The sequence below is a fragment of the Stenotrophomonas sp. CC22-02 genome (assembly GCF_004365115.1).
Taxonomy (GTDB): domain Bacteria; phylum Pseudomonadota; class Gammaproteobacteria; order Xanthomonadales; family Xanthomonadaceae; genus Stenotrophomonas; species Stenotrophomonas forensis.
This window is the reverse complement of record NZ_SOCO01000001.1, coordinates 867,337-894,099: the sequence shown is the minus strand read 5'-3', so window position 1 is coordinate 894,099 and position 26,763 is coordinate 867,337. Positions and strand designations below refer to the sequence as shown.

At 67.6% G+C, this 26,763-nt stretch carries 26 protein-coding genes; 11 read left to right on the top strand and 15 right to left on the bottom strand.

All coding sequences use genetic code 11. The annotated features are described in order from the left end of the window. The first annotated feature begins 37 nt into the window (after window positions 1–37). Entirely contained in the window at window positions 38–997 is a 960-nt protein-coding gene (locus N440_RS04250; RefSeq protein WP_133934198.1) for an acetyl-CoA carboxylase carboxyltransferase subunit alpha, read from the top strand. A gap of 325 nt (window positions 998–1,322) precedes the next feature. Here the strand turns inward: N440_RS04250 and N440_RS04245 are convergent, their stop codons facing one another. Then, the gene (locus tag N440_RS04245) at window positions 1,323–1,778 is read right to left on the bottom strand and encodes a CopD family protein (protein WP_014036492.1); all 456 of its coding nucleotides are present in this window, start codon (window positions 1,776–1,778) and stop codon (window positions 1,323–1,325) included. Window positions 1,779–1,927: 149 nt separating this feature from the next. Here N440_RS04245 and N440_RS04240 point away from each other — a divergent pair, with 149 nt between their 5' ends. Together N440_RS04240 and phaZ are read left to right on the top strand one after the other, a co-directional pair. Next, entirely contained in the window at window positions 1,928–2,518 is a 591-nt protein-coding gene (locus N440_RS04240; RefSeq protein WP_133934197.1) for a class I SAM-dependent methyltransferase, read from the top strand. 93 nt (window positions 2,519–2,611) lie between these two features. Beyond that, window positions 2,612–3,919 (top strand): polyhydroxyalkanoate depolymerase, encoded by a 1,308-nt coding sequence (gene phaZ, locus N440_RS04235; protein ID WP_133934196.1) that lies wholly within the window; start codon window positions 2,612–2,614, stop codon window positions 3,917–3,919. A 143-nt stretch (window positions 3,920–4,062) separates the two neighbouring features. On the opposite strand, the gene N440_RS04230 is transcribed toward phaZ, so the two are convergent. Next, window positions 4,063–5,052: a sensor domain-containing protein gene (locus tag N440_RS04230; RefSeq protein ID WP_133934195.1), complete on the bottom strand. Its 990-nt coding sequence runs from the start codon at window positions 5,050–5,052 to the stop codon at window positions 4,063–4,065. Further along, entirely contained in the window at window positions 5,049–5,414 is a 366-nt protein-coding gene (locus N440_RS04225) for a PadR family transcriptional regulator (protein WP_049458153.1), read from the bottom strand. Before N440_RS04225 ends, N440_RS04230 begins: the two co-directional genes overlap by 4 nt. Before the next feature lie 136 nt (window positions 5,415–5,550). Here N440_RS04225 and N440_RS04220 point away from each other — a divergent pair, with 136 nt between their 5' ends. Continuing rightward, window positions 5,551–6,453, top strand: coding sequence for a peptidylprolyl isomerase (locus tag N440_RS04220; RefSeq protein ID WP_133934194.1), 903 nt, complete (start codon window positions 5,551–5,553; stop codon window positions 6,451–6,453). A gap of 588 nt (window positions 6,454–7,041) precedes the next feature. Here the strand turns inward: N440_RS04220 and N440_RS04215 are convergent. After that, a complete protein-coding gene (locus tag N440_RS04215) occupies window positions 7,042–7,914 on the bottom strand; it encodes a DMT family transporter (protein ID WP_133934193.1) in 873 nt (290 codons plus the stop codon). A gap of 115 nt (window positions 7,915–8,029) precedes the next feature. Between N440_RS04215 and N440_RS04210 the strand changes: the two genes are divergently transcribed. Then, complete coding sequence (locus tag N440_RS04210) at window positions 8,030–8,974, top strand: LysR substrate-binding domain-containing protein (protein ID WP_133934192.1); 945 nt, start codon at window positions 8,030–8,032, stop codon at window positions 8,972–8,974. Between the two features lie 69 nt (window positions 8,975–9,043). Further along, the gene (locus tag N440_RS04205; protein WP_005408721.1) at window positions 9,044–9,337 is read left to right on the top strand and encodes a hypothetical protein; all 294 of its coding nucleotides are present in this window, start codon (window positions 9,044–9,046) and stop codon (window positions 9,335–9,337) included. 41 nt (window positions 9,338–9,378) lie between these two features. Here the strand turns inward: N440_RS04205 and N440_RS04200 are convergent, their stop codons facing one another. Next, on the bottom strand, window positions 9,379–10,161 hold the full coding sequence (locus N440_RS04200; RefSeq protein WP_133935973.1) for a DUF4349 domain-containing protein: 783 nt from the start codon (window positions 10,159–10,161) through the stop codon (window positions 9,379–9,381). A 32-nt stretch (window positions 10,162–10,193) separates the two neighbouring features. After that, window positions 10,194–10,550: a GFA family protein gene (locus N440_RS04195; RefSeq protein WP_133934191.1), complete on the bottom strand. Its 357-nt coding sequence runs from the start codon at window positions 10,548–10,550 to the stop codon at window positions 10,194–10,196. Between the two features lie 112 nt (window positions 10,551–10,662). Here N440_RS04195 and N440_RS04190 point away from each other — a divergent pair, with 112 nt between their 5' ends. Then, window positions 10,663–12,471, top strand: a complete 1,809-nt coding sequence (locus tag N440_RS04190) for a DUF885 domain-containing protein (protein WP_133934190.1) — start codon at window positions 10,663–10,665, stop codon at window positions 12,469–12,471. An 83-nt stretch (window positions 12,472–12,554) separates the two neighbouring features. Here the strand turns inward: N440_RS04190 and N440_RS04185 are convergent, their stop codons facing one another. Further along, on the bottom strand, window positions 12,555–12,791 hold the full coding sequence (locus N440_RS04185) for a hypothetical protein (RefSeq protein ID WP_049456456.1): 237 nt from the start codon (window positions 12,789–12,791) through the stop codon (window positions 12,555–12,557). Between the two features lie 165 nt (window positions 12,792–12,956). Between N440_RS04185 and N440_RS04180 the strand changes: the two genes are divergently transcribed. After that, window positions 12,957–13,955, top strand: a complete 999-nt coding sequence (locus tag N440_RS04180; protein WP_133934189.1) for a polysaccharide lyase — start codon at window positions 12,957–12,959, stop codon at window positions 13,953–13,955. Window positions 13,956–13,964: 9 nt separating this feature from the next. Here N440_RS04180 and agp read toward each other — a convergent pair whose 3' ends face one another. The 3 genes from agp to N440_RS04165 all read right to left on the bottom strand — a co-directional run bounded on the left by agp (window position 13,965) and on the right by N440_RS04165 (window position 18,700). Further along, window positions 13,965–15,176, bottom strand: a complete 1,212-nt coding sequence (gene agp / locus N440_RS04175) for a bifunctional glucose-1-phosphatase/inositol phosphatase (protein ID WP_133934188.1) — start codon at window positions 15,174–15,176, stop codon at window positions 13,965–13,967. Beyond that, entirely contained in the window at window positions 15,173–17,005 is a 1,833-nt protein-coding gene (smrA, locus tag N440_RS04170; RefSeq protein ID WP_133934187.1) for a multidrug efflux ABC transporter SmrA, read from the bottom strand. Before smrA ends, agp begins: the two co-directional genes overlap by 4 nt. Before the next feature lie 132 nt (window positions 17,006–17,137). After that, window positions 17,138–18,700 carry a serine hydrolase gene (locus N440_RS04165; protein WP_133934186.1) on the bottom strand — a complete coding sequence of 521 codons (1,563 nt, stop codon included), beginning with the start codon at window positions 18,698–18,700 and terminating at the stop codon, window positions 17,138–17,140. A 110-nt stretch (window positions 18,701–18,810) separates the two neighbouring features. Here N440_RS04165 and N440_RS04160 point away from each other — a divergent pair, with 110 nt between their 5' ends. Both N440_RS04160 and N440_RS04155 read left to right on the top strand, forming a co-directional pair. Further along, window positions 18,811–19,254: a VOC family protein gene (locus N440_RS04160; RefSeq protein WP_133934185.1), complete on the top strand. Its 444-nt coding sequence runs from the start codon at window positions 18,811–18,813 to the stop codon at window positions 19,252–19,254. Beyond that, entirely contained in the window at window positions 19,251–20,126 is an 876-nt protein-coding gene (locus N440_RS04155) for a DUF72 domain-containing protein (protein ID WP_133934184.1), read from the top strand. The genes N440_RS04160 and N440_RS04155 overlap by 4 nt, the downstream gene beginning before the upstream one ends. Here N440_RS04155 and N440_RS04150 read toward each other — a convergent pair. Next, window positions 20,047–20,646, bottom strand: coding sequence for a Pr6Pr family membrane protein (locus N440_RS04150; RefSeq protein ID WP_243831285.1), 600 nt, complete (start codon window positions 20,644–20,646; stop codon window positions 20,047–20,049). The genes N440_RS04155 and N440_RS04150 overlap by 80 nt on opposite strands. A 94-nt stretch (window positions 20,647–20,740) precedes the next feature. Here N440_RS04150 and N440_RS04145 point away from each other — a divergent pair, with 94 nt between their 5' ends. Continuing rightward, on the top strand, window positions 20,741–21,688 hold the full coding sequence (locus tag N440_RS04145) for a DMT family transporter (RefSeq protein ID WP_133934182.1): 948 nt from the start codon (window positions 20,741–20,743) through the stop codon (window positions 21,686–21,688). Window positions 21,689–21,718: 30 nt separating this feature from the next. On the opposite strand, the gene N440_RS04140 is transcribed toward N440_RS04145, so the two are convergent. The 4 genes from N440_RS04140 to N440_RS04125 form a co-directional block, all read right to left on the bottom strand. Further along, window positions 21,719–22,879, bottom strand: a complete 1,161-nt coding sequence (locus N440_RS04140) for an AAA family ATPase (protein ID WP_133934181.1) — start codon at window positions 22,877–22,879, stop codon at window positions 21,719–21,721. A gap of 163 nt (window positions 22,880–23,042) precedes the next feature. After that, window positions 23,043–24,113 carry a sensor domain-containing diguanylate cyclase gene (locus N440_RS04135; RefSeq protein ID WP_133934180.1) on the bottom strand — a complete coding sequence of 357 codons (1,071 nt, stop codon included), beginning with the start codon at window positions 24,111–24,113 and terminating at the stop codon, window positions 23,043–23,045. A 133-nt stretch (window positions 24,114–24,246) separates the two neighbouring features. Further along, a complete protein-coding gene (locus N440_RS04130; RefSeq protein WP_005408708.1) occupies window positions 24,247–24,969 on the bottom strand; it encodes a pseudouridine synthase in 723 nt (240 codons plus the stop codon). A 34-nt stretch (window positions 24,970–25,003) separates the two neighbouring features. Next, window positions 25,004–26,668 (bottom strand): GGDEF domain-containing protein, encoded by a 1,665-nt coding sequence (locus N440_RS04125; protein WP_133934179.1) that lies wholly within the window; start codon window positions 26,666–26,668, stop codon window positions 25,004–25,006. Window positions 26,669–26,763: the final 95 nt, after the last annotated feature.

Below are 26,763 nucleotides of genomic sequence, written 5' to 3'. Positions count from 1 at the left end.
GGCTAGAATTCCCCTCTTCTTTACACGACGGCTTCCGATGAATCCGAACTACCTCGACTTCGAGCAACCCATCGCCGACCTGGAAGCCAAGATCCAGGAGCTGCGCAACGCCAGTGCCGGGCCGGCGGTCAATGTCGAGGCCGAAGTGCACGCGCTGCAGGACAAGCTGCGCATGCGCACCGCGCAGATCTTCCGCAACCTGACCTCATGGCAGGTGCTGCAGCTGGCCCGTCACCCCTCGCGCCCGTACACCGCCGACTACATCCGCATCATCTGCGATGAGTTCCAGGAACTGGCCGGTGATCGTGCCTTCGCCGACGACAAGGCCATCATGGGCGGCCTGGCCCGCATCAACGGCCGCGCGGTGATGGTGATCGGCCATCAGAAGGGTCGCGACACCAAGGAAAAGATCAAGCGCAACTTCGGCATGCCCAAGCCGGAGGGTTACCGCAAGGCGCTGCGCCTGATGAAGATGGCCGAACGCTTCGGCCTGCCGGTGCTGACCCTGATCGACACCGCCGGCGCCTGGCCGGGCATCGACGCCGAATCGCGCGGCCAGTCCGAAGCGATCGCACGCAACCTGATCGAGATGGCCGAACTGAAGGTGCCGATCATCTGCACCGTGATCGGTGAAGGCGGCTCCGGCGGTGCGCTGGCGCTGGGCGTGGGCGACCGCACCGTGATGCTGGAGTACTCGGTGTACTCGACCATCACCCCGGAAGGCTGCGCCTCGATCCTGTGGAAGGACGCCGGCAAGGCCAAGGACGCGGCCGAGCAGCTGGGCCTGACCGCCCCGCGCCTGAAGAGCCTGGGCCTGGTCGACAAGGTCGTGCGCGAGCCGACCGGCGGCGCCCACCGCAACCCGATGCAGATGGCCAAGCGCCTGAAGGCCGTGCTGCTGAACGAACTGGACGCGCTGGAAAAGCTGTCCACCGAACAGCTGCTGGAACAGCGCTACACCCGCCTGCGCAGCTACGGCACGTACGAAGCGGCGTGATCGCTACCTGACGTCGGATAAAAAAGAGCCGGGCAGATGCCCGGCTTTTTTTGTCTGTACCTCGCACAGCATCTACGCATGGCGTGAATCTACTGGGTGCAGCTGCGGCCGTTGACGTTCGGGTCCGCCATGAGTGAGCCGAGCATCGCAGGGGAATCAGGGGCGAAGAGGCGCCGGTGTCTGAGCGCAGCGAGTTCGGCGCCGTCCCCTGATTCACCGAGAAGCGCAGGGAACCGGTGCGCAGCACCGGCTCGCGTTCGGCGGCGTGTTCTTTGGTTACTTTCTTGCACGGGCAAGAAAGTGACATGTTCGAGCACGCGGGATCTCAGAACGGCTTGGCCAGCACCAGCCACACGATCGGAATGAACGCCAGCAGCGGAATCTCGTTGATCCAGCGCAGCGCGCGTGACGACGGCAGCGCCCGGCCCTTGGCCACACCCTTCAGCAGGCGCCCGATCCAGATGAAATACGCCAGCAGCACCACCACCAGCCCCAGCTTGGCATGCAGCCAACCAGCGCCGCCCGGCGCGACCATGGTCGGGAAATCCGGGATGACCTTGTAGCCCAGCCACAGCACCAGGCCCAGCAGGAAGGCCAGGCCGAACATCGAATGGCCGAAGCGGTACAGGCGCAGGCCCATCAGCTGCAGGCGCTCGGTCACCGCCGGCTGGCCCGCGGTTTCGGCCAGGTTGACCAGGATGCGCGGCAGATAGAACACCGTCGCCATCCACGCCACCACGAACACGATGTGGAAGGTCTTCACCCAGTAGTAGCTCTGCATGCGCTTGCTCCGGCGGCTGGCGTAGATGGGCGGTCATTCTCGCATGCCGTGGCCGGACCACCCCGCGTGCCACCGCCGCGACACATCGACGCATGGCGCGCCGCAACACCGTACGATAGGCGCCGTTTTCCCCGATCATGCACCGCCCCATGGACAAGACCTACGACGCCGCCTACTTCCAGCGCTGGTACCGCCGCGCCGACATCGGCGGCAGCGCCCGCCTGGCACGCAAGGTCGCGTTGGCCGTGGCCAGCGCCGAGTACTACCTGGAGCGGCCGATCCGCAGCGTGCTGGACATCGGCTGCGGCGAAGGCGCCTGGCGCGCGCCGCTGCTGAAGCTGCGTCCGAAAGTCGAATACCTCGGCTTCGACAGCAGCGAGTACGCTGTGCGCCGCTACGGCCGCACCCGTAACCTGCATCTGGCCCGCTTCGGTGATTTCGCCTGGTTGCGGCCCTGCGCCCCGGTCGACCTGCTGGTCTGCTCGGACGTGATGCACTACGTGCCCAACCGCGAACTGCGTGCCGGCCTGGCCGGCGTGGCCGAGCTGACTGGCGGCGTGGCCTTCCTGGAGACCTTCGCCGCCGAGGACGCGTTCGAAGGCGATCACGATGGCTTCCAGGCCCGCCAGGCGCGCTGGTACCGGCGCGAACTGGCCCGCCACGGCCTGCAGCCGGTAGGGTCGCACTGCTGGCTCGGCCCCGCCCTGGCAGGTGATACGGCCGCGCTGGAACGGATGTGAATCCGGATTCATTATTTTCATCCGACTTAACCTGCGGGACACCCGGATGGGATATGCTGCGCGGCAACATATGACCATACATATTCGGTCGTCATGCTCTATCAACTGCACGAACTGACCCGCAACCTGCTCGCCCCCTGGGTGCACCAGGCCCAGGCCAACGCCAAGTTCTTCGCCAACCCGGGCCACTGGTGGTCGCAGATGCCGGGTGCCGATCGCCTGGCCGCGGTCAACGAGTTGTTCCATCGCATCGGCAAGGATTACGAGAAGCCCGAGTGGGGCATCAACGAGATCGACGTCGATGGCGAGCGCGTGCCGATCGTGGTGCACGAGGAAGTGAGCAAGCCGTTCTGCAAGCTGCTGCGCTTCAAGCGCCACAGCAATGAAGCCGACCAGCTGCACACCATGCTCAACCAGCCGTTCGTGCTGGTGGTGGCGCCGCTGTCCGGCCACCACGCCACCCTGCTGCGCGATACCGTGCGCACCCTGCTGCGCGACCACCGCGTGTACGTCACCGACTGGGTCGACGCACGCATGGTGCCGGCCAGCGAAGGCGAGTTCGGCCTGGACGACTACATCGCCTACATCCAGGAATTCATACGCCACCTTGGCGTGGAGCGCCTGCATGTGGTGAGTGTGTGCCAGCCGACCGTGCCGGTGCTGGCCGCGGTTTCGCTGATGGCCAGCCGTGGCGAGCCGACGCCGCGCACGCTGGTGATGATGGGTGGCCCGATCGATGCGCGCTGCAGCCCGACTGCAGTGAACAACCTGGCCACGCAGAACCCGCTGTCGTGGTTCGAGAACAACGTCATCCACACCGTGCCGCCCAGCTACCCCGGCGCCGGCCGCCGCGTGTATCCGGGCTTTCTGCAGCATGCCGGCTTCCTGTCGATGAACCCGAGCCGCCATTTCAGCTCGCACTGGGATTTCTACACCGACCTGGTCAAGGGCGACCTGGAAGACGCCGACGCGCACCGTCGTTTCTACGATGAGTACAACGCGGTGCTGGACATGCCGGCCAAGTACTACCTGGACACCATCCGCGTAGTGTTCCAGGACTTCCTGCTGCCGCGCGGCGAGTGGGTGGTCAATGGCGAGAAGGTCGATCCGTCGGCCATCCGCGATACTGCACTGCTGAGCATCGAAGGCGAGCTGGACGACATCGCCGGCCTCGGCCAGACCGAAGCGGCGCAGGCACTGTGCACCGGTATCAGTGCGGACCGCCGCGAGCATTTCATCGTCGAAGGTGCTGGCCACTACGGCATCTTCAGCGGCCGCCGTTGGCGCGAAGTGGTGTACCCGAAGGTGCGCGACTTCTTCGCCGCGCATGCCGAGGCGCCGGCGGCGAAGGCCACGAAGAAGAAGAGCAACGTCACCCCGCTGCGCCGCAAGGCGGGGTAAGACGCCAGTGTGAGTGCCGACCTTGGTCGGTACGCCTGTGCCAACCAAGGTTGGCACCTACCGAAGCCGAGCCCGCCAGGTATGTCGATGGCGGATGGAGCGTGCCAACCGAGGTTGGCACCTGCCAAAGCGTGGATTCGCGGTTACAGCCGCACCAGCAGGTTCTTGGCGATCAACCCGTGCAGCTTGCCGATGCCGCGCGCCAGGTGCAGGGTCAGCACCAGCAGCAGCGCACCCACGGCTGCAACCACGATCGCTACCAGCGGCGAGGCCGCCATCGGCAGCACATTCACGCCGTCGACATAGATGCCCGGGATGTCGCCGCTGAAGATCGCCGCCACCGGTGCCCAGATCATGCCCAGCGACAACGACAGCAGCGTCACCGCGATGGTGAAGTAGATGATGCCCAGCGGCAGCATCAGCACGAAATACAGCAGGGTCAGCCAGGTGCGGCCATCGGTGAACATGTCGCCGATACGCTGCAGCCAGGTGCGGCTGCGGTCGGTGTAGCGCGGACGGCGTGGCATGCGTTCGCCCAGCAGTGCTTCCACCAGCCGCCCTTCCAGCAATGCCAGCCCGCGCACCGAGCCGAAGAACAGCACGGTCAGCGGAATGCCGACGATCAGGATCAGCAGGCCCAGCGACAGCGACAGGCCGGTCACCACCCAGGTGAAGAAGAAGATGCCGGTGGCCAGCGACAGCAGCATGTAGAACAGCGCGCCGTAGGTATGCGGATCCGCCACCACGCCGAAGACGCGCGCCAGCAGTGAGCGCTGAACCGGCGCCGGCGGCGGTGCGGCCGGCTCGACGCCACTGGCCTCGGCTGCCGCACGCAGCACCGGCGAGGTATCCGCACGCGGCGTGCGCAGCGCGCGGTTCACCGTCACTTCGGTCTCGCGGTAGATCTCGGCCACTTCGTCCGGCGCGCCATAGCTGCCGGCGACGTCGGCGATCACCTCGGCCTCGCTGCGGCCGGGCTGCGCCGCCAGCTCCGAACGCAGGTACTCCTCGGCGTCGTACAGGGCGTCCTGCACCATCGCCGGGTCGGCGCCTTCCAGCGCCGCGCGCAGCTGCGCCAGGTACTGCGGAATGGTGGTCGGCAGGGCACGGCCTGCCAGGCTCGGGTCGTTCATTGCGGTACCCCCTCCAACACGGAATCGACGGAATCACGGGTGGCCTGCCAGGCCTGGCGCCATTGCGCCAGCACCTCGCGGCCACGTTCATTGATGCGGTAGTAGCGCCGCGGCGGCCCGCTGCTGGACGGCTCGACATGGCTTTCCAGCAGGCCGGCCCCTTCCAGGTTGCGCAGCACCGGGTACAGCGCGCTCTGCTTGCCGCTCAGCACGCCCTCGCCCACCCGCTCCAGCTCCTTGGCAATCAGGTAGCCGTACAGCGGCTGCCCGGCCCGGGCGAGCACCGCCAGCAGGGCCAGCGACACGGTTCCAGCGCTCAGCTCCTTCTGGAACTTCTTCAGGTGGACATCGTCTTCGACCATGACCGGCCCTCCACTACGTTGAAGTCCACAGTAGTGCGAAGTTCGGTATAGCGAATGTGTCGTTAGTCATCGTGCCGGTTGGCGTGGCCGGGCCGCTCGCGCAGAATCGAAGCCTCGTTCATGTTCCGGGGATCCCATGCCGCACCGCCGTCGCCTTGCCCTGACCGCCCTCGCCCTGTCCTGCCTGCTGCCCGCGCTGGCCAGCGCGGCCACGCCCTACCGCAGCCCGCAGCAGATCCTCGACGCGTCGGCAGCCAGCGACTGGCGCACGCCGGACCCGGCCAACCTGCTCTACATGGACCTGCCGGCTGGCCGGGTGATCATCGAACTGGCGCCGCAGTTCGCCCCGCGCCATGTCGCCAACATCCAGACCTTCGCCCACGAGCACTTCTGGGACGGCACCAGCATCTACCGTTCGCAGGACAACTTCGTGGTGCAGTTCGGCGATGCCGACGCCGATGACGCGGCCAAGGCCAAGCCGTTCGGCAGCGCCGAGCGCAAGCTGCCCGCCGAATTCGAACGCGCCAGCGCCGGCCTGAAGGTGAGCGTGTTGCCGGACCGCGATGGCTGGGCGGCGCAGACCGGCTTCGTTGACGGCTTCCCGGTCGGCCAGGATCCGCAGGCCGGCAAGGCCTGGCTGGCGCACTGCTACGGCATGCTCGGCGCCGGCCGCAGCAACGAGGAAGACAGCAGCATCGGCGCCGAACTGTACGTGGTGACCGGGCAGTCGCCGCGCCAGCTGGACCGCAACATCACCCTGGTGGGACGCGTGTTGAAGGGGATGGAGCTGCTCAGCGCGACCCCGCGCGGACCGGCGCCGATGGGTTTCTATGCCGACCCGAAGCTGCGCACGCCGATCGTGTCGATCCGCCGTGCCAGCGACGTGCCAGCGGCCGAGCGCACGCCGATCCAGGTGCTGCGTACCGATTCGAAGACCTTCGCCGAAACGGTGGAGGCGCGGCGCAATCGCGTGGATGATTTCTACAAGCGCCCGGCGGGGCATATCGATCTCTGCAATATTCCGGTGCCGGTGAAGTAACGCCGTTGCAGGTTCTGCGCGTGGCGCGTGCTGAAGGCGCTTCATCGTTCATGGGCGTCACTTTTCTTTTCGCGCGAAAAGAAAAGTAACCAAAAGAAACGCGCCGCCACACCGCGAGCCGCCGTGCTTCGCACGTCGGTACCCTGCGCTTCTCGGTGAATCAGGGGACGGTGCCGAACTCGCTGCGCTCAGACATCGGCACCTCTTCGCCCCTGATTCCCCTGCGATGCTCGGCTCGCTCAAGGCGGACCCAGATCAAAGGCCACAGCCGCGAGTGCGAGCAGCGACAGTGCCGGACCATGCACGGCGAATGATGCGGTCGCTTTGGACGTTGGGTCCGCCTTGAGCGAGCCGAGCACCGCAGGTCCGGCGAGGGCGAAGAGGCGCGGGTGTCTGAGCGCAGCGAGTTCCCGCGCCGTCCCTCGACGGGCCGAGGAGCGCAGGGTACCGGTGCGCAGCACCGGCTCGCGGCTCGGCGGCGTGTTTCTTTGGTTACTTTCTTTGCACGAGCAAAGAAAGTGACACCTCCCCGCAGGCGCGGAAAAGAGCTGCCGGGCAGCGCCCGGCACTACCAGGGTGTCGAAGCGCTCAACCCTTCTGGCTGACGGCCACGCTGCCGAGAATCAGGCCACCGGCAATCAGCATCTGCACCGTCACCGCTTCCCCCAGGAACAACCACGCAAACGCCGCGCCGAACAGCGGAATCAGGTAGGTCACCGTCGATGCGCGTGACGGGCCGATGCGACCGATCAGGCGGTAGAACATCAGGAACGCCAGGCCGGTGCAGGCCACGCCCAGCGCGATCGCCGCACCCCACGCCTTGAGTGGAATCGCCGCCTGTGGCCAGTGGCTCACCGCCATTGGCAGCATCCACAGCGAGGCGCACGACAACGTCGCCGCAGCAGCGGCTGCCGACGGCAGGCCGGTCATGTGGCGCTTCACCAGATTTACGCCCAACCCGTACAGCAGCGATGCCGCAGCGCCGGCGATCACCGCGGTGCCGATGCTCAGGCCCGACACCTTGGCCGTGGCCAGCACCACCACGCCGGCAAATCCGACCAGCAGCGCACCGGCACGGCGCATGCCGATCTTCTCGCCGAAGAACAGGAAGGCGATCAGCGCGGCGAACAGCACCGTCATGGCATTGCAGATCGCACCGATCGCGGCCGGTGCCTGTTCGGCGGCATAGGCGAACAGCACGAACGGCAGCGCCGAGTTGATCAGGCCGATCGGGGCCAGCCACAGCCAGCGCCGCGGCGGGAACTGCGCGCGGGCGTGCCACAGGAACGGCAGCAGCACCAGCGCGCCCAGCATCAGCCGCACCTCGACCAGGGCAAAGGGGCCGAACGACGGCACCGCCACCCGCATGAACAGGAACGAGCAACCCCAGATGGCGCCCAGCAGGGTCAATTCCAGCGGCGTGCGCCAGTCGCGCTCGGCCGCCTGTGGGACCGCGTTCATGCCCTGCCTCCGTCCATCGTCGGTTCCTCGCCAAGGCACACAGGATCGGGCGAAGACGCCCGCCGCACAAGCGCGTAGTATCGCTGCCAGCCACAAATATGGTTTGAGGCTGGACATGCAGCTACGCCCTTCCCTGCTCCCCGCGCTGGCCGTGTTCGCGGTCGCCGCGCGCCACCAGAACTTCGCCCAGGCCGCACAGGAACTGCACCTGACCGCCAGCGCGGTCAGCCATCATGTGCGCCGCCTGGAGGAAGTGCTGGAAACGCGCCTGTTCCTGCGCCATGCCCGCGGGGTGCGGCTGACCGCCGAGGGTCGGCAGCTGGCCGATGCCGCCAGCGCCGCTTTCACCGATGTGGCCGCCGTCGCCCACCACCTGCATCCCGCTGCGGACAGCGTGCCACTGCGGATCACCACGCTGCGCTCGTTGTCGTACTGCTGGCTGCTGCCCCGGTTGCCGCGCTTCACCCAGGCCCACCCGCACATCCGCATCGAGCTGCATACTGGCAGTGGGCTGGATCGCTACGACGACAACGGCCCGGAAGTCGGCATCCGTTATGGGCTGGGCCAGTGGCCCGGCCTGCGCGCGCAGCACCTGATGGACGACTATCTGTTCCCGGTGGCGTCACCGGCGCTGGCCGGCGTTGAATCGCTGGCCGATCCGGCACGCATCGCCGGCCTGCCACTGCTGACCGACCTGTCGCCGCAGGGTTGGCGCGACTGGTTCCGCCATGCCGGCGTGCGCCCGCCCTCGCCGCTGCCGCCGATGCATACCTTCGCCGACAGTACCGATGCGATGCGCGCCGCGGTGTACGGCATGGGCGCGGTGCTGGCGCGCACCCACATCGCCCAGCCCTACCTGCAGCGCTACGAGGTGGTGCGCCTGCCCGGACCGGCGCTGAAGGCGCGCTATGCCTATCACGTGGTGCACGCGGAAGGACAACCGCCAAGCCAGGCCGCTCGCCTGTTCATCGACTGGCTGCTGGAGCAGGCGCAGGACGAGCGCACGCCGATACCCGCGCTGCCGGACAGCCTGCTGGGACGCCCGGCCACGCGCGACTGACTGCGCCCTCACCCGTTCTTTGCTTCGCGCTGGCTAGGCTGCTGTCGAACCCCACAACGTACCCATGCCATGGCCATGCTGCGACTGCGCATCACCGGAACCGAAGACGACGCCCGCGCCATCAGCGACCTGCTGCTCGGCCTGGAGGGCATCGAACACGTCGAGGAAACCGACGACCTGATGCCGCACATGGACGACGACGATTCCAGCTCGGCCGGACTGTCCGATGACATCGGCCCGGGCATCCACGAACTGGAAGTGGAAGTCGGCAATGAAAGCACCGCGCAGAAGGTGCGCGATGCGGTGCAGGAACTGGCACTCGAGCTGGACGTGTTCGTCGAATACGAAACCGACGAAGGCTGACGCTGGCAGTGCCGGCCAAGGGCCGGCACCCCACAGACGGATCAGGGAGTGGGCGGCAGCTTGCGGCGACGACGACGGCGCAACCACGCGCGCACGCCCCAGGCGGAGATCAATGCCAACACGCCCACCGGCAACAACGCGGCGGCGGCACGGATCAGGAACGCAACGCTGGTGCTGAGGATGCTGCCCGATTCACGCAGTGCGTCACCGATTTCGCTGCGGCTGCGCTGGCCGGAGGTGGTGTCGAAATGGAGCGTCACCAGCTGGGTATCGATGCGCCGGCGCTGCTGCGCGGCCTCCTTGTTGGCCTGCTCGACGCCCGCCTCGATCTCCGACAGGCGCGTGGTGATCGCCATCAGGTCCTCGACCTTCAGATCCTTGCGCTCCTGGTAGGACAGCAGCCGCGCGTGCTCCTTCTCCAGCCGCGCCCTGGTCAGCGCGGTGTCGGCCACCTGCTGTGCGAGGTCCTCGGCGCGCGTACTGCGCGACTGCAGCGTGCCGCCCTCGCCGGCCATGGCGATCAACGGCTCGGTCCCCTTGGGCGCGATACGCACCTTGACCTCGCCACTGGGCTGCTCGCCACTGCGCTGGTCGACCTGCAGCACCGCACAGTCGCCGAACGTCGCGCTCTGGCAGGCCTGGGCGATCTGCCGGATGCGGGGCGCGATCTGCGCCGCGTCCAGCTGCACCTGCACGTCATGCTCGTAAGCAAGGAACGCGCCTTCCGGCGAAGCAACGGCGGCGTCGGCCGCACTTGCGCCTGCTTCCGCCGCCCGCTGGCCACTCTGGGCGCAGGCAGCCAACGCCAGCAGCAGCACCGGCATCGCCGCGGCCCGCGTCCACGCACGCAGCGGCCTCAAAGCGCAGCTCCGTCGTAGGACATCACCGCCAGCGTGGCCAGGTCCACCTGCGGCACGCAGCGCACGTTCACCGCCACCATCAGCGCGCCGGTACGCGGATCCACCGCTTCGCTGTACGGCGCGATGCCGCATTCGCGGCAATGGTGGTGGTCGATGTGCGCCTTGTTGAAGTGGTAGGTGGCCACGTCGGCCGGGTCGGTGGTCAGCTGGAACGCCTCGCGCGGAGCGAACCACAGCAGACCGCCGCGGCGCCGGCACATCGAGCAGTTGCAGTCGATGACATCGCTGATCGGCGTTTCGGCCTGTACGGTGAATGCGATCCTGCCGCAATGGCAGCTTCCCTGGTATTCCATGTCCTGCGCTCCGCTGGAGAGTCCTTGTCGGCGCCCATGGTAATCCTATGGCACGGGGACAAAGCAGCCCCAGCGGCCTATGCTCGGGGTTTGACCCTGTACAGGAACGCCGATGCGCCCGCATCTCCTTGCCCTCGCCCTGGTCGCCGCCCTGGCCGGTTGCCAGCCGGCCGACGCCCCGACCACCGGTTCCACCCCGGCCGCCAGCCAGCAGGCCGGTGACGCCGCCGTCGATGCCGCCTTCGCCGATCTGTCCAAGCGCGCCCTGGACACCTGGATGCAGCTGTCGCCGGTCAGCGCCACCCAGATCGGCGACCACCGCTACGACAGCGAGCTGGACGACCTGAGCGCCGCCGGCCAGCAGAAGACCGTGGCCGCCTACAAGGCGCTGCTGGGCGAGCTGGACAAGATCGAGGTGGCCAAGCTGGGCCGCGAGAACCAGGTGGACGCGGCGATCCTGCGCAACCAGCTGCAGTCGGAAATCTGGAATGCCGAAGTACTGCAGTCCGGCAAGTGGGACCCGCAGCTGTACAACGGCATTGCCGGCAGCGCGATCTATGGCCTGATGGCACGCGAGTTCGCGCCGCTGCCGGAGCGCCTGAAGTCGGCCACCGCGCGCATGGAAAAGCTGCCGGCGATCTTCGCCCAGGCCCGCGAGAACCTGGACCCGGCCCGCGTGCCGAAGATCCACGCCGAGACGGTGGCCAAGCAGAACAAGGGCATCCTCAGCATCGTCGATACCTTCATCACCCCGCACATCGGTGAACTGCCGCAGGCCGACCAGCAGCGCCTGCAGGCCGCCATCGACGGCCTGAAGAAGGCAGTGGACGAGCAGCAGGCCTGGCTGGACAAGACCCTGGTGCCGAACGCCAAGGGTGACTTCCGCATCGGTGCGGAAAAGTACGACCAGAAGCTGAAGTTCGCGCTGAGTTCGTCGCTGTCGCGCCAGGAGATCGGTGAGCGTGCGCGCGCCGAACTCAAGCGCGTGCGCGAAGACATGTACGGCATCGCGCAGACCGTGCTGAAAGACAAGCCGGGTGCGCCGGAGATGCCGGCCCAGCCGACCGACGAACAGCAGCAGAAGGCGATCGAAGCCGCGCTGGAACTGGCCTACGCCGACAAGCCGGCACGCGACAAGGTGGTTGACGATGCCAAGGCCGCGCTGGAGCAGTCCACCGCGTTCGTGCGCGAACACGACCTGGTGACCCTGCCCGACGCGCCGGTGGACATCATCCTGATGCCGGAATTCCAGCGTGGCGTGGCCGTGGCCTACTGCGATTCGCCGGGCCCGCTGGACAAGAACCTGAAGACCTTCTACGCCGTGTCGCCGATTCCGGACGACTGGAACGAAAAGCAGGTCGACTCGTTCCTGCGTGAGTACAACTCGCGCATGATCCACCTGCTGAGCATCCACGAAGGCACCCCGGGCCACTACCTGGAGGGCTGGCACTCGGCCAAGTTCCCCTCCACCCTGCGTGCGGTGCTGCGTTCGGGCCTGTTCGCCGAAGGCTGGGCGGTCTACACCGAGCGCATGATGCAGGAGCAGGGTTACCTCAACAACGACCCGCTGTTCCGCCTGGTGCAGCTGAAGTTCTACCTGCGCACGATCTCCAACGCGATCCTCGACCAGGGCGTGCACGTGGACAACTGGGATCGCGAGAAGGCGATGCACCTGATGACCCACGACGCGTTCCAGCAGGAAAGCGAAGCAGCGGGCAAGTGGGTGCGTGCGCAGCTGACCTCGGCGCAGCTGCCGACCTACTTCGTCGGTGCGCAGGAACACTTCGACACCCGCAAGGCGGTGCAGGAAAAGCTGGGCGACAAGTTCAGCCTGAAGGCGTACCACGACCAGGTGCTGTCCTACGGCGCACCGCCGGTGCGCTTCGCCCGCCAGCTGATGCTGGATCAGCCGATCGAGTGATTGATCGGGTGTGAGATGAAGCGGAGCGGCCCGGGGAACCCGGGCCGCTTTTTTTGTTCGCCCCTGCTTGGGCTGCTGCCGGGTCAGAGCAGATGGATGTACATTTTCTTTGAGCCCAGCCGCAGATCTACGAAGTACTCAACGCCACAGCCACGACAGGCTGCAGGGCAATCCTCATCGCTGCCCCGCTCGTTTTCCAATGAGCCAGCCACTACCGGGTATCCGCACTCGAAACAGTTGAAAGCCACATGGTTGCCATGCGGATCCGCAGGGATCTCGTCACCCTCACCGTCCATCACGAGAAAATCCGTGATTTTCATCGCCACTCCCTCCCGCTGAATTGATGACGACAGACTAGCCGACTCTTGAGCTTCAGGCGCCGCTCCGGTCCTGAACACTTGCAGAGCGGGCTTGCGCGGCCTCACAACTGGCAAACGACTCCGGGCGCATCGTTCGCACGGCCTTCCCTTTCCCTGCAGGTTCCAATGCGGATACTCGCGCTACGCCTCGGCCTCCTTTCCGCTGCCTTGGCGGCCGGCACGGCCTTCGCCGCCTGCCCGTCGCCGCCGGCCGGGCAACCCGACATCCGCGCCCTGGGCTACTACACCGACAAGGCCGGTTCGGTGATCGACCCGGCACTGCACCAGCAGAACCACGATGCCACCGCGCCGCTGGACCGTTATGCCGCCGACGTGGCGCGCATGAGCGACGACTACCTGCGCGACGGTGATCGCGCCGCGGCGCAGTGCACGCTGGCGTGGCTCGGCGCCTGGGCGAAGGACGGCGCAATGCTCGGGCAGATGATCCGGGTCAACAACGATCAGTCGTTCTACATGCGGCAGTGGATGCTCGATGCGGTGGCGATGGCCTACCTGAAGGTGCATGACCAGGCCGACCCGCAGCAGCGCGCGCGCATCGATCCGTGGCTGCAACAGCTGGCGCGTGCCAACCTGGCGTACTGGGACAATCCGAAACGGCGCCGCAACAACCACTACTACTGGGGCGGCCTGGGCGTGCTGGCCACCGGTCTGGCCACCGATGACGAGGCCCTGTGGCGGGCCGGCCACGCCGCCTTCCAGAAGGGCATCGATGACATCCAGGACGATGGCAGCCTGCCGCTGGAAATGGCGCGCGGGCAACGCGCCCTGCACTACCACGACTATGCACTGGCACCGCTGGTGGTGATGGCCGAACTGGCGCGGCTGCGCGGCCAGGACTGGTACGCCAGCAGGGATCACGCCATCGACCGCCTTGCCCGCCGCGTCATCGAAGGCAGCAAGGACCCTGCATGGTTCAACGAACAGACCGGCGTTGCACAGCTGCCGCTGCAGGCCAGCGGTTGGGTCGAGTTCTACCGGTTGCGCTCACCGGACGGTGGCCTGTTCGACGCGGCGCACGCACGCGGCCCGTTCCACTCGCCGCGGCTGGGGGGCGATCTTACCCTGATGGCCACGCACGGCATCGTGCGCGCGCCGCTGCGTTAGCGGCGTGGCTCAGCGGGCTGCCGGATGCAGCAGGCGCTGGAATTCGGCGACGGTGCAGCCTTGTGCCGCGCACCCCGGCACACGCAGCGCGACGCGGCCCGGCGGCTGCGCCTCGGTCAGCGGCTGCGCATCACGCAGCTGCGCGCTGGTCGGGTAGACGTAGGCCAGGCGGATACGCTCCACGCCGCTGTGGCGGTCACGCCAGCGCTCGAACTGCAGCAGGCCACCGATCGGTGTCTTTTCATACTGGCCCGGCAACGTGTAGTCGGTGACGCCCAGCGCCGCCAATACGGAACCGATGTTGGAATCGTGGCCGACCAGCAGGGTCACCTTCGGCGACGCGGGATCTTCCAACAACGCATCCACGCGTGCCAGCAGCGGGGCAGCCACATCCCGTGCCACCTCGGGTGTTCCGAACAGGATGTCCTGGTAGCCGTTGCGGATCTGCGCCAGTGCCTGCCATTGCGCCTCCGTGTTCAACCGGCCCCAGCCTTCGCGCGGAATGCCACTTCCCTGGTAGTGCTCCATCAGCAGGGCATCGACCAGCCCGCTGGCCAGGGCCAGGGATCCGGAGACGCGCGGCTCTTTGCCCGCCTCTGCGCTGAAGCGGGTGCCGGCCAGGGTCAGACGGCAGTCACTATGGCCCTCGCACGCCGCCGACTGCGGATAGCGGGTGATCGCCTCCACCACGGACAGGGCCGGCTCCAGCTGCGAACGTACCAACGCCTGCTGCATCGCCGACTGCGCGCGTTCGCGGAAGGCCGCGTCATCGTGGTGGATCACCGGGTTGAACAGCGGGTCCATGGTGCCCAGCGGCATGCGCTGTTCAATCACAACGTGGCAGCCCGGGAAGGCACCGGCCACGAAAAACTGCGCGGTGGCCTGGGTACGCTGCAGGCTGTTGGCATGGGCGTGGAAGTCGGCGGGCCGCGGGCAATCCGACTGCGGCAGCAGATGCGCCTGGCGCAGCCACTGGCCCATGTAGCGGCCCATGTAGACCTCCAGCACGCCGCCCTTGGTGGTCAGCTCACCCGCAGCGACGTCCCAGCGCGGCCAGGTTTGCGGTGTCGCGTTGGCAAGAGCGCCGGAGCCCACCACCGGCGCGCGCAGGTTGTGGCGGCTGAGCAGGACGACCTGCTCGAGCTGGTCGCCTTCCACCGGCGCTGTCGCCGCCGTTGCGGCCGGGGTCGCCAGGCCGAGTGCCAGCAGCAGAGCGATCACTGATCGGCCGCCACGAAACCACCGGTCTGCCGCGCCCACAACCGCGCATACAGGCCGCCGGCCGCAATCAGTTCGGCATGGGTACCGGTCTCGACGATGCGGCCCTGGTCCATCACCACCAGCCGGTCCATGCGCGCGATGGTCGACAGCCGGTGCGCGATCGCGATCACCGTCTTGCCGCCCATCAGTTCGTCCAGGCTGTCCTGGATCGCTGCTTCCACTTCCGAGTCCAGCGCCGAGGTCGCCTCGTCCAGCACCAGGATCGGTGCGTCCTTCAACAGCACGCGGGCAATGGCGATGCGCTGGCGCTGGCCACCGGACAACTTCACGCCACGCTCGCCGACATGCGCGTCGTAGCCGCGACGGCCCTGCCCGTCCACCAGCGTATCGATGAAGGCTTCGGCACGCGCCTTGGCCACCGCGGCACGCAGCTGGCCCTCGGTCGCATCGGGACGGCCGTACAGCAGGTTGTCGCGGATCGAGCGATGAAGCAGCGAGGTGTCCTGGGTGACCACGCCGATCTGCTGGCGCAGGCTTTCCTGGGTGACATGCGCAATGTCCTGGCCATCAATCAGGATGCGGCCGCTTTCCAGGTCGTACAGGCGCAGCAGCACGTTGACCAGGGTCGATTTTCCGGCGCCGGACGGGCCGACCAGACCGATCTTCTCGCCCGGCTTCACCACCAGGTCCAGGCCGGCGATCACGCCGCCCTTCTTGCCATAGTGGAAGTGGATGTCCTGGAAATGCACGCCGCCACGGGTCACCTGCAGCGGCACTGCATCCTCGCGGTCCTGCACGGTCAGCGGCTGGGCGATGGTGGTGATGCCATCCTGCACCGTGCCGATGTCCTCGAAGATGCCGTTGATGGTCCACATGATCCAGCCGGACATGTTGTGGATGCGGATCACCAGGCCGGTGGCCAGGGTGATCGCGCCGACCGTGATGTGGCCGCCGTTCCACAGCCACAGCGCCAGCCCGCAGGTACCGGCAATCAGGAAGCCGTTGACGATGGCGATGGTCAGGTCCATGCCGGTGGTGATGCGGGTCTGTGCGCGGTGCTTGACCGCCAGTTCCTGGATCGACTCGGCCACGTAGGCCTGCTCGCGCCCGCCATGGGCGAACAGCTTCAGCGTGGGGATGTTGGTGTAGCCATCGACGATGCGGCCCATCGCCTTGGAGCGCGCTTCGGAGGCGATCCAGGCCCGTTCCTTGGCGCGCGGCACGAAGTAGGCCAGGATCACCGCATAGGCCAGCAGCCACAGGATCAGCGGCACCATCAGCCGCCAGTCGGCCTGCGCGAACAGGTACAGCGCCGTGCCGGTGTAGACCACGATGTACCAGAGCGAATCGACCATCTGCACCGCCGACTCGCGCAGCGAGGTGCCGGTCTGCATCACCCGGTTGGCGACGCTGCCGGCGAAGTCGTTCTGGAAGAAGCTCAGGCTCTGCCGCACCACGTAGTTGTGCATCAGCCAGCGCGAACGGTTGCTCAGGCCCGGCACGATGGCCTGGTTGACCAGCAGGTTGTGCAGGCCGACCAGGATCGGCCGTGCGATGACCGTGATGAACAGCATCCAGCCCAGTTCATTGGCGTGGCGCTTGAAGAAATCGGCACCCGGCTGCTCAGCGACCATGTCGACGATGCGGCCCAGGTAATCGAACATGGCCACTTCCACCAGCGCCAGCAGCAGGCCGGCGATGAGCGTGGCCAGCAGCACCGGCCACACCGGGCGCAGGTAGTGCAGGTAGAACGGCAGCACCTTGCGCGGTGGCATCCGCCCGTCCACGGGCGGGAACACCGGAATCAGGGATTCAAACCAACGGAACATTGCATTCCCTCGCCTCTTGCAAGCGGCGGAGTATCCCACGCCGGATGTGTACGCCAGCCGACGATCGCCTGATCACTCCGGTCGTCGCCCGCCTTGGCGGGCGCCCTACCGCAGGCCAACCAAGGTTGGCCTCTACCGGGCCACCGGGGTGAACAGCAGGTCCTGGAAATCGAAGCTGAAATCGGTCAGGTCGGAGATCGATTGCATGCGCACGTCGCGCACCTTGCCATCCGGGTCCAGATTGAAGTTCACGAACGCATCGGCGTTGAGCGAGCGATCATCCCAGCGCACGATGAAGGTGTCGTGCTGCCAGTGCTCCAGGCGACCGCTCAGTTGTGCGGTCTTCATGAAGCGCAGGCGCAGGCCCTTGCCCTCGCTGCTGACCTGCATGTCGCCATACCAGCGGTCGCGGAACGTCCCGGTGTAGCCCGCCAGGGCCAGCGACGGCGTGCTGCGCTTGTCCCGTGCAGCCTGGTGCTTGGCCCAGGCTTCATCGGCCTTGTCCTGGCCCTTGGCCAAGGCCTTGGCGTAGGCATCGACCCAGTCGTGCCTCTCGCCACCCAGGTAGGCATCGAGCACGCTCAGGGTGATCGCGTTGAACGCCGCGCCCACTTCCTGGTTGGTCAGCACCACCACGCCCAGCTTCTCGCCCGGCACCAGGGTCAGCCGCGAGACCATGCCCGGCCAGCCACCGGTGTGCCAGACCAGCTTCTGGCCGCGGTAATCGCTCAGGCTCCAGCCTTCGCCATAGCCGGCAAAGTTGGCCCGCGCCGGGGCCAGCTCCGGCACGCTCGGCGCCGGGATCGACTGCGGCGTGATCATCCGCCACATCTGCTGCTGGCTCTTCTCAGTGAACAGCGGCGTGCCATCGGCCAGCTTGCCCTCGGCCAGCTGCACCTGCATCCAGCGCGCCATGTCATGCGCGCTGGAATAGATGCCACCGGCGCCGGCATTGTTCGACCAGGTCAGCGGCGCAACCGTGCGCAGGTCCTTGAAATCGTACTTGGCGTGGCCGACGGCCGCCGTGTCGCCCGGCTTCAGGTGATCAGCGTTGTAGCGCGTGCCGGCCATGCCGACCTTGTCGAAGATGCGGGTCTGCAGGAACTGCTGGTAGCTCATGCCCGAGATGTGCTCGATCACCTGCTGCGCGACCGCGTACAGGATGTTGTCGTAGGCATAGCTTTCGCGGAAACCGCCCTTCAGCGGCACCTTGCCCAGCCGCTGCACCACTTCGGCGTTGCTGTAGGACGTGGTCGGCCAGAACAGCAGGTCACCGGCACCCAGGCTCAGGCCACTGCGGTGCGAGAGCAGGTCGCGGATCGTCATCTGCCCGGTCACGAACGGGTCGGACATGCGGAACGACGGCAGGTGGTCGATCACCTTGTCATCCATCTTCAGCTTGCCGTCTTCGGCCAGCAGGTTCAGCGAAGTGGCAGTGAACGCCTTGGTGTTGGACGCAATGGCAAACAGCGTGTCGGCCTGCACCGGCTCCGGCCTGCCCTGCTCGCGCACGCCCCAGCCGCGTTCCAGCACCACCTGGCCATCCTTGACCACGGCCACGGCAATGCCGGGCACGTCGAACTGCGCGCGCACGCGCTCGACCGTCGCATCCAGATCCTGCAGCGGCGTCGGGGTCGACGCGCTCGCCATGGTCGTGCAGGCCAGCAGCACGGCGCCTCCAATCCAGGTTTTCATCCAGCACCATCTCCGAACAGGGGTCGCGGCCATGTGCAGGCCGTCACCGGGGTTTCGCGGAATGGTAACGGTCAGCGGCGCACCCTGCCCTGTGCCATAGGAGGGGTGTCATGGGCGAGAACAGCCAGCCTGGCAACGGCTCCACCATCATTCCGTGCCTGCGCTACCGCGACGCGCTGGCCGCCATCGACTGGCTGCAGCGCGCCTTCGGCTTCCATGCCCAGGCCGTCTACGCCGACGGCGAGACCGTGTTCCATGCGCAGCTGACCTTCGGCCACGGCATGATCATGCTCGGTTCGGCCAGCAACCAGAGTGCGTGGACCGAGCACACCGCCCTGCCTGACGAGGTCGGTGGACGCCAGACCCAGAGCGCGTGCGTGATCGTCACTGATGCCGATGCGCACTACGCCCGCGCCAAGGCCGCCGGAGCACGCATCGTCATCGACATCGCCGACCAGGACTACGGTGGCCGCGGCTACGCCTGCGCCGACCCGGAAGGCTACCTGTGGTGGTTCGGCAGCTACGACCCGTGGCGCGCGGACCACGGCCAGTGACGGCCGCTTCCCGGCACGCGGCCATCCGCTGCGGCATCGGTGGCTGGGTATTCCCCGAATGGCGCGGCGGCACGTTCTATCCGGACGGGCTTGCGCAGCGCGAAGAACTTGCGCATGCCAGCCGTGCGTTGCGCTGCATCGAGATCAACGGCACCTTCTACCGCACGCCCACGCCGGCCCAATGTGCGCAATGGGCGGCGCAGACGCCGCCGGACTTCCGTTTCTCGATGAAGGCACCACGCTACCTGGTGCAGCGCCGCGACCTGTCCAGCACGGTGAAGGCCGCCGCCCCGTTCCTGCAGGCGGCGCTCGCGCTCGGCGACCGGCTCGGTCCGTTGCTGTGGCAATTCGATCCACGCCATCCGGCCGATGCCGAAGCGCTGGACGCACTGATGGCACAGCTGCCGAAGCAGCTGGACGGTGTACCGCTGCAGCACGCACTGGAAGTACGCAACGCCGCCGCGCACGGCCCGGCGCTGGTTGCCGCCGCCCGCCGCCACGATGTCGCCCTGGTGATCGAGGACAGCGACGAGGCGCCACTGCACGGCGACATCAGTGCCGGTTTCGTCTATGCGCGGATCAAGCGCAGCCAGGCCCGCTTGAAGGAGGGCCTGCCAGCGCCGGTGCAGCAACGCTGGGTCGAACGCGCACGACGCTGGTCACAAGGCGCGCCCGTGGACGACCTGCCCTGCCTGACCGAACCGCCCCCGGCCAGGCCCCGCGAGGTCTACCTGCTGTGCATCGGCGCGGGCAAGGCACGCAATCCGGCGGCGGCGATGGCATTGCAGCGGCTCAGCGACGGCGCCAGCGATCCAGCGCCCACAGCATCGTCCAGCCCAGCACGAACACCGCGGCCACGCGCAGCACGTTGATCGCGAAGGCCACCGCGCCGATCCGTTGCACCTCAAGGAACGGGTACGGCGCCTGTCCCAGCAGCCAGGCCAGGCTCATCGCCCAACCGAGATAGGCCAACGGCAGCCACAGCACCACCGCCAATGCACGCCAGCGCAGGGCGCCGTGCGGCAACAGCAGCAGCCAGCCGCCCAGGTACAACAGTGGCACGGCGTAGTGCAGCCCCATATCCACCCACCACTGCAGGCCAGTAGGTCGCCAAAGCGCCTGCAAGGCCAGCACGTAGACCAGGCAGGTCACGCCGATGCACAGCGCCATCGCCGCGGCCACGGTCGCGCCCAGCGCGCGGCCGCGTGCCAGCCATGCACACCCCAGGCACACGCCCAGATTGCTGAGGATGGTGAAGTAACCGAAGAAGCGCAGGGTCGCCGCGACCATGCCCGCCTCGCCGCCGGGCCCGCCCAGCAGCAACAGGTACTGCAGCAGCAGCGAGGTGGCAGCGACCAGGGCGGTCAGCGCCGCCCATCCACGCACGGACATCGGGCCTGCAGGCATGCGGATACCTCGCCGGGAACGGGGCGCAGCGGCGACCATGACCATCGCCGCGAACCTGCGCTTGCCGCACAATACACGGATGAGCACACCCGACACCCGCAAAGCACTCTGGCAGATCCATTTCTGTGTCCTGCTGTGGGGCGTCACCGCCATCCTCGGCAAGCTGATCACCCTGCCCGCGCTGCCGTTGGTGTGGTGGCGCATGCTGCTGGTGACGGCAATGCTGGCCCTGCTGCCGCGGGTCTGGCGCGGGTTGCGCACCCTGCCCTTGCGACTGGTGGCCGGTTACGCGGGCATCGGTGCGTTGGTCGCCCTGCACTGGCTGACCTTCTATGGCGCGGTGAAGCTGGCCAATGCCTCGGTGGCCGCCACCTGCATCGCGCTGGCACCGGTGTTCACCTCGATCATCGAACCGTGGGTGGCCAAGCGGCCGTTCCAGCTGCGTGAACTCGCCTTCGGCCTGGCCGTGCTGCCCGGCGTGGCGCTGGTGGTCGGTGGCGTACCCGATGGCATGCGCCTGGGTGTGTTGATCGGCGCAATTTCGGCACTGCTGGTGGCGGTGTTCGGCTCGCTCAACAAACGCATGGTCAGCCACGCCGATCCGCTGACAGTCACCGCGCTGGAGCTGGGTGCGGGCACCCTCACCCTGACCCTGCTGGCACCGCTGATGCCGTACCTGCTGCCGGCACTGGCCGGCCCGCTGTGGATCGTCCCGGACCTGCACGACGGCATCCTGCTGCTGGTGCTGGCCGGCTTCTGCACACTGCTGCCGTTCGCGCTGGCGCTGGTCGCGCTGCGCCACCTGAGCGCCTACACGGTGCAGCTGGTCACCAACCTGGAACCGGTCTATGCCGTGCTGCTGGCGGTGGTGCTGCTGCGCGAACAGCACGAGGTCACCCCGTGGTTCTACCTGGGCGTGGCGATCATCGTCGGCGCGGTGTTCCTGCACCCTTTGCTGAACCGACGCAAGCCGGTGCAGCACCCGGAGATTCTCGGTACGGCGGAAGCACGCAACATCGCTGATTGAACGCATCCACGCGGGGCATCGATCGCCGTATCACCGCTGCGGCCAGTGCCACGGCGGGACGTCCAGAAGGCCCTGCCCGCTCAGCAGCGTGCGCCCGTGTTCCTTGTGCAGATGCAGCGAATGGCATCCCGGCGCCTGTTCCAGCGCCGCGATCAGGCGGCTGGCGTGTGACACCACCCATACCTGGCTGCGCGCACTGGCGGCAATGATCAGCCGTGCCAGTGCCGGCAGCAGGTCCGGATGCAGGCTGGTCTCCGGCTCGTTCAGCACCAGCAGCGGCGGCGGCCGTGGCGTGTGCAGGGCGGCGGCCAGCAGCAGGAAGCGCAGGGTGCCATCGGACAGTTCCGCCATCGACAACGGCCGCAGCAGGCCGGGCTGGTGGAAGCGCAGGGCCAGCCGACCGTCCAGCTCGTCGAAGCCCACCGAGGCCCCCGGGAAGGCATCCTCAACGCTGCGTGCCAACCCGACCGGATCTCCGATCTCGAGGATGGTGACCCAGGCCGCGGCCAGATCGCGGCCGTCGTGATGCAGCACCGGCGTCCGCGTGGCCATCGCCGGCTGTCGCGCCGGCGCATCGGCATCGCTGCGGAAGTGATCATAGAAGCGCCAGCGGCGGATGTACTCACGCAGGGCGATGGTTTCCGGCATGCGCTGCGGATCACCGACCTGGGTGAACAGGCTGTCGAACAGCGACAAGCGGTCATCGATCAGATCCCAGCCGCGCGCATGGCGTTGCCGCACCATCGCTCCGCGGCGATCGACCAGCAGGTTGGCGCTGCGCAGGAACGGCCCTGCCCAGATCGCCTCGGCCTTGATCTGCGGGTCCAGTGCAAACGCCGAACGACTGGGCGGCGGGTAACCCAGATCGATGGCGTAGCCGAATTCGTCAGTGGCAAATCCCAGTTTCAGGCCCACGGAAGCCTGCCGCGGGCCGCCCTGCAGCGGAATCTCACCGGCCATCACCCGGCGATCAAGGGTTTCGGGGCCGGCCCATAGCGCCGAACCGAGCCCGCCTTCACGGGCCAGCACCGCCGCAACGCCGCCCTGTGCGGTTTCCGCCAGCAGGCGCAGCGCGCGGTACAGGCTGGATTTGCCGCTACCGTTGTCGCCGGTGACCACATTCAACTGCTGCAGCGGGAGCACCAGCCCATGCAGCGAGCGATAGTGCGCGATGGCCAGGGTCTGCAGCATGCTCGAGGTCCGTGGAAACAGGACCGCCATGCTGGCCGGTCCTGATCGCACGAGCTGCGACGCGATGTGAATCGGGGAGAGCATCCACGCATGGCGTGGATCTACTGGAACGGGATCGAATCACCACGCATCGCATGCGTTCAGCACGCGAGTCGCCGGTGTTTCAGCCCGCCAGCTCCACCCGGTTGCGGCCGTTGCCCTTGGCGCGGTACAGCGCCTTGTCGGCGCGTGCCAGCATCTGGTCCACGCTTTCGCCGGACTGGTGCTGGGCAACGCCGATGCTGATGGTCACCGGGAAACCGAGCGGCAGCTCGGCTACCGCCAGGCGAAGGAACTCGCATTGCCGTTCGGCCGCGCGCAGGTCGGTGGCGGGCATCACCGCCACAAACTCCTCGCCACCGTAGCGTGCCGCCATGCCGCGACCGGCGAAGTGCGAGCGCAGCAGCGTGCCCAGCTCGGCCAGCACCCGGTCGCCGGTGGCATGGCCCTGGAAGTCGTTGATGTGCTTGAAATGGTCGATGTCCAGCAGCGCGACACAGGCTGCACCGGGCTGCGCGCCGTTCATCGCCACGGCCTCTTCCAGCGCCGCCGCCATCGCGCGCCGGTTGGGCAGGCCGGTCAGCGCATCGGTCCGGCTCTGTTCGGCCAGATCGGCATTCTGGGCCAGCAGCACATCCTGGTACTCCGACAACAGTCGCTCGTAATCGTCGCGTTCCAGCATGTGCTTCTGGATGTCGAGCGCGAAACGGCGCAGCTCCATCACCAGCATCACCTGCCGCGACAGCGCGGCCAAGGCCTCGGCCTTGTCACTGGCCAGGCGTTGCGGATGCGCGTCGAACACGCACAGTGTACCCAGCGGCAGGCCGTCGGAACTGATCAGGGGCGCACCCGCGTAGAAGCGGACATGCGGATCGCCGGTCACCACCGGATTGTCATGGAAGCGGATGTCCTGCAGCGCGTCCTCGACCACCATGATCTGTTGCGGCTGCAGGATGGCGTGGCCGCACATCGATTCGCTGCGCAGGTTCTCCGCAGCGTCAATGCCCTGGATCGACTTGAACCACTGCCGTTCGACATCGATCAGGGTGACGGCGGCCATCGAGGTACCGCAGACCGCCTTGGCGATCACCACCAGGTCATCGAAGGATTTCTCGCGCTCCGAATCCAGGATGCGGTAGCGGTACAGCGCCTCAAGCCGAAGGGCTTCGTTGGCAGGCTTGTCGGGCTTGATCATGCAGCGTCATGTTCCGGCAGGTCACTGCGAAGTCTAGCCGATGCGGATGCGCAATCCGCGTGCCGGGGGTGCCGGCCGCGGGCCGGCATCCCGGGTACATCGAAGGCACATTGCAGCCGGCCAGCGGCCGGCCCTACCAGTCCAGCTGCTTCGGCAGCAGGCCCTGCAGCTCCTGCTCGGTCAGGTTGCGCCACTGGCCCGGCTTCAGCGCACCGATCTTGATGTTGTCGATGCGCACGCGGCGCAGCTGGGTCACGCGGTAGCCGAACTCGGCCGCCATCAGGCGGATCTGCCGGTTCAGGCCCTGCTGCAGGGTGATGCGGAAACCGAACTTGGCGATCCGCGAGGTCTTGCATGGCAGCGTCATCTGGTCGTGGATGCGCACGCCGCGCGCCATGCCGCGCAGGAACTCGTCGGTGACCGGCTTGTTCACCGCCACCAGGTATTCCTTCTGGTGCCCGTTCTCGGCACGCAGGATCTGGTTGACGATGTCGCCGTTGCTGGTCATCAGGATCAGCCCTTCCGACTCCTTGTCCAGGCGGCCGATCGGGAAGATGCGCTGTTCGTGGCCCACGAAGTCGACGATGTTGCCCTTGACCGATGTTTCGGTGGTGCAGGTGACGCCCACCGGCTTGTTCAGCGCGATGTAGACGTGGCGGCGGGCGCCGGGCTTGCGGGCGACGCGGGCGCGCAGCGGCTGGCCGTCGACCAGCACCTGGTCTTCCTCGCCCACCACCGCGCCGGTGCCGGCCGGATGGCCGTTGACGGTGACGCGGCGGGCGGCGATCAGGCGATCGGCCTCGCGGCGGGAGCAGAAGCCGGTGTCGGCAATATGTTTGTTGAGTCGGGTGGTCATCGCCCTATTATCCGGCATCGCCGCCCGCCGCGCCTCATGCCGGCGCGGCCGGATCAAGCTCTTCGCCGTCGAACACCCGGTTGCGGCCGGCACGCTTGGCCACGTACATGGCATGGTCGGCCCGCCGCAGCAGCCCGGCCAGATCGTCCTCGCCCGGTCGCCATTGCGCCAGTCCAATGCTGGCGGTCACTTCCAGCCCCGGCACCTGCAGTGCCTGGCCGGCCTCGGTGATGCGCTGGCGCAGGCGGTCCAGCCGCGCCGACGCGGCTTCGCGCGGCATGCCCGGCATCAGCAGCAGGAACTCCTCGCCACCCATCCGCACCACTTCATCCTGGCTGCGCACCGCCGCGCGCAGGGCGCGCGCGACCGCGACCAGCACCTGGTCACCCACCGCATGGCCATGGCGATCGTTGATGTCCTTGAACAGGTCGATGTCGAGGAAGCCGATCACCAGCGGGCCGCGCTCACGGTCAACCTGCGCCAGGTGGCGGGCCAGCTGCTGCAGTCCCGCGCGCCGGTTGGGCAGGCCGGTCAGGCCATCGGTCTCGGCCAGCTGGCGCAGTTCATCGCGCTGCTGGCGCAGCCGCCCGAGCCGTTGGTTCATGGCGTAGGCGGCCATCATCAGCAGCCAGGTCACCGCCAGCTGCAGTGCCTCCACCCGGTACTCCAGCAACCATTCGGCTGCACTGGCGTCGGCGATGATCAGTACCAGCATCGGCGCCAGCGCGGCCAGCCCGGCCTGCGCCCAGCGGTCGCCGCGCCAGCGCGCCCAGACACCGGCCAGCAACGCCAGCCCGCACCCCAGCAGATAGGTCACCTGCAGGCCCTGTGCGACCCAGGCCAGCTGGCCCCAGCGCAGCCACGGCACCAGCACGGCCAGTGCCAGCAGCCCCCACAGCACGATCGCCTGCAGGGGCCGCGAACGGGGCAGCGCGCGGTCGCCGCCGTTCAGCCGCCACAGCGCCGGCAGCACCAGTGCCTGGGTGGCCGCGGTCAGCGAAAGCAACCACCAGGCCCCGCGCTCGCCCACCGGCAGCCAAGGCTCCGGGTAGCCGCTGAGGCCACCGAGGATCGCCTGCCACAGCACCAGCACGGCGGTGCCGGCGATGTAGACCAGGAAACTGCGGTCGCGCGTGGTCAGGAACGCCATCAACGCCGACAGCGCCAAGGCGATGGCCACGGCAATGCAAGCAGCGCGCACCAGCAGGCGGGCGGTGTCGTTCTGCTGCACCGGGCTGGGCGCGCCCAGCCGCAGGGTCGGCACCCAGCGCGTCTTCAGCGGCGTCTGCCAGGAGACCAGGAACGGCGCGTGGCTGCCGGCCGGCGGCACCGCGACCAGGCCGATGCCTGCGCGGAAGCGCGAATCGCGGGTGCGGGCATCGTGCATGTTGCCGCAGATTTCGCGGTCACCGTGCTGGACCCGGACCTCGCCGGCGAACACGTTGAACACGTCCAGCGCCTGTGGCTGGCCCGACCAGCCCCCGGGCGGCGCGGGCACTTCCACCTGCTGGCGGGCACCGGACAGCATCTGCGGCGTGCACGCGCGATGTGGAGTCGGCGCGTCGGTGCCCCCCCCGACCAGCAGGTAATCGCGGCCCGATACGGCCTCGGCAGCCTGAAGCGGCCACGGTATCGCCCACCACATCAGCAGGACGGCCAGCACCACTCCTGTTCCATACCCCCACTGCCTGCTGCCCACGCCACGTCCTGTTCCTGCTTACGTCCGCGCCCACTGCACGTCGCCCCTGGCGCGCATTATCGCAGCCGGGCGCGCCGCGCATGTGTAGACCAAAG

What these genes read in the sequence shown, in the direction of transcription:
- phaZ (WP_133934196.1), top strand. Translation starts at nt 2,612, where the DNA reads ATGCTCTATCAACTGCACGAACTGACCCGCAACCTGCTCGCCCCCTGG.
- N440_RS04250 (WP_133934198.1), top strand. Translation starts at nt 38, where the DNA reads ATGAATCCGAACTACCTCGACTTCGAGCAACCCATCGCCGACCTGGAA.
- N440_RS04210 (WP_133934192.1), top strand. Translation starts at nt 8,030, where the DNA reads ATGCAGCTACGCCCTTCCCTGCTCCCCGCGCTGGCCGTGTTCGCGGTC.
- N440_RS04225 (WP_049458153.1), bottom strand. Translation starts at nt 5,414, where the DNA reads ATGGTCGAAGACGATGTCCACCTGAAGAAGTTCCAGAAGGAGCTGAGC.
- N440_RS04150 (WP_243831285.1), bottom strand. Translation starts at nt 20,646, where the DNA reads ATGTCCGTGCGTGGATGGGCGGCGCTGACCGCCCTGGTCGCTGCCACC.
- N440_RS04230 (WP_133934195.1), bottom strand. Translation starts at nt 5,052, where the DNA reads ATGAACGACCCGAGCCTGGCAGGCCGTGCCCTGCCGACCACCATTCCG.
- N440_RS04180 (WP_133934189.1), top strand. Translation starts at nt 12,957, where the DNA reads ATGCGGATACTCGCGCTACGCCTCGGCCTCCTTTCCGCTGCCTTGGCG.
- N440_RS04220 (WP_133934194.1), top strand. Translation starts at nt 5,551, where the DNA reads ATGCCGCACCGCCGTCGCCTTGCCCTGACCGCCCTCGCCCTGTCCTGC.
- N440_RS04160 (WP_133934185.1), top strand. Translation starts at nt 18,811, where the DNA reads ATGGGCGAGAACAGCCAGCCTGGCAACGGCTCCACCATCATTCCGTGC.
- N440_RS04165 (WP_133934186.1), bottom strand. Translation starts at nt 18,700, where the DNA reads ATGAAAACCTGGATTGGAGGCGCCGTGCTGCTGGCCTGCACGACCATG.
- N440_RS04135 (WP_133934180.1), bottom strand. Translation starts at nt 24,113, where the DNA reads ATGATCAAGCCCGACAAGCCTGCCAACGAAGCCCTTCGGCTTGAGGCG.
- N440_RS04215 (WP_133934193.1), bottom strand. Translation starts at nt 7,914, where the DNA reads ATGAACGCGGTCCCACAGGCGGCCGAGCGCGACTGGCGCACGCCGCTG.
- N440_RS04130 (WP_005408708.1), bottom strand. Translation starts at nt 24,969, where the DNA reads ATGACCACCCGACTCAACAAACATATTGCCGACACCGGCTTCTGCTCC.
- N440_RS04240 (WP_133934197.1), top strand. Translation starts at nt 1,928, where the DNA reads ATGGACAAGACCTACGACGCCGCCTACTTCCAGCGCTGGTACCGCCGC.
- N440_RS04190 (WP_133934190.1), top strand. Translation starts at nt 10,663, where the DNA reads ATGCGCCCGCATCTCCTTGCCCTCGCCCTGGTCGCCGCCCTGGCCGGT.
- N440_RS04195 (WP_133934191.1), bottom strand. Translation starts at nt 10,550, where the DNA reads ATGGAATACCAGGGAAGCTGCCATTGCGGCAGGATCGCATTCACCGTA.
- N440_RS04145 (WP_133934182.1), top strand. Translation starts at nt 20,741, where the DNA reads ATGAGCACACCCGACACCCGCAAAGCACTCTGGCAGATCCATTTCTGT.
- N440_RS04245 (WP_014036492.1), bottom strand. Translation starts at nt 1,778, where the DNA reads ATGCAGAGCTACTACTGGGTGAAGACCTTCCACATCGTGTTCGTGGTG.
- N440_RS04205 (WP_005408721.1), top strand. Translation starts at nt 9,044, where the DNA reads ATGGCCATGCTGCGACTGCGCATCACCGGAACCGAAGACGACGCCCGC.
- N440_RS04200 (WP_133935973.1), bottom strand. Translation starts at nt 10,161, where the DNA reads ATGCCGGTGCTGCTGCTGGCGTTGGCTGCCTGCGCCCAGAGTGGCCAG.
- N440_RS04185 (WP_049456456.1), bottom strand. Translation starts at nt 12,791, where the DNA reads ATGAAAATCACGGATTTTCTCGTGATGGACGGTGAGGGTGACGAGATC.
- smrA (WP_133934187.1), bottom strand. Translation starts at nt 17,005, where the DNA reads ATGTTCCGTTGGTTTGAATCCCTGATTCCGGTGTTCCCGCCCGTGGAC.
- N440_RS04140 (WP_133934181.1), bottom strand. Translation starts at nt 22,879, where the DNA reads ATGCTGCAGACCCTGGCCATCGCGCACTATCGCTCGCTGCATGGGCTG.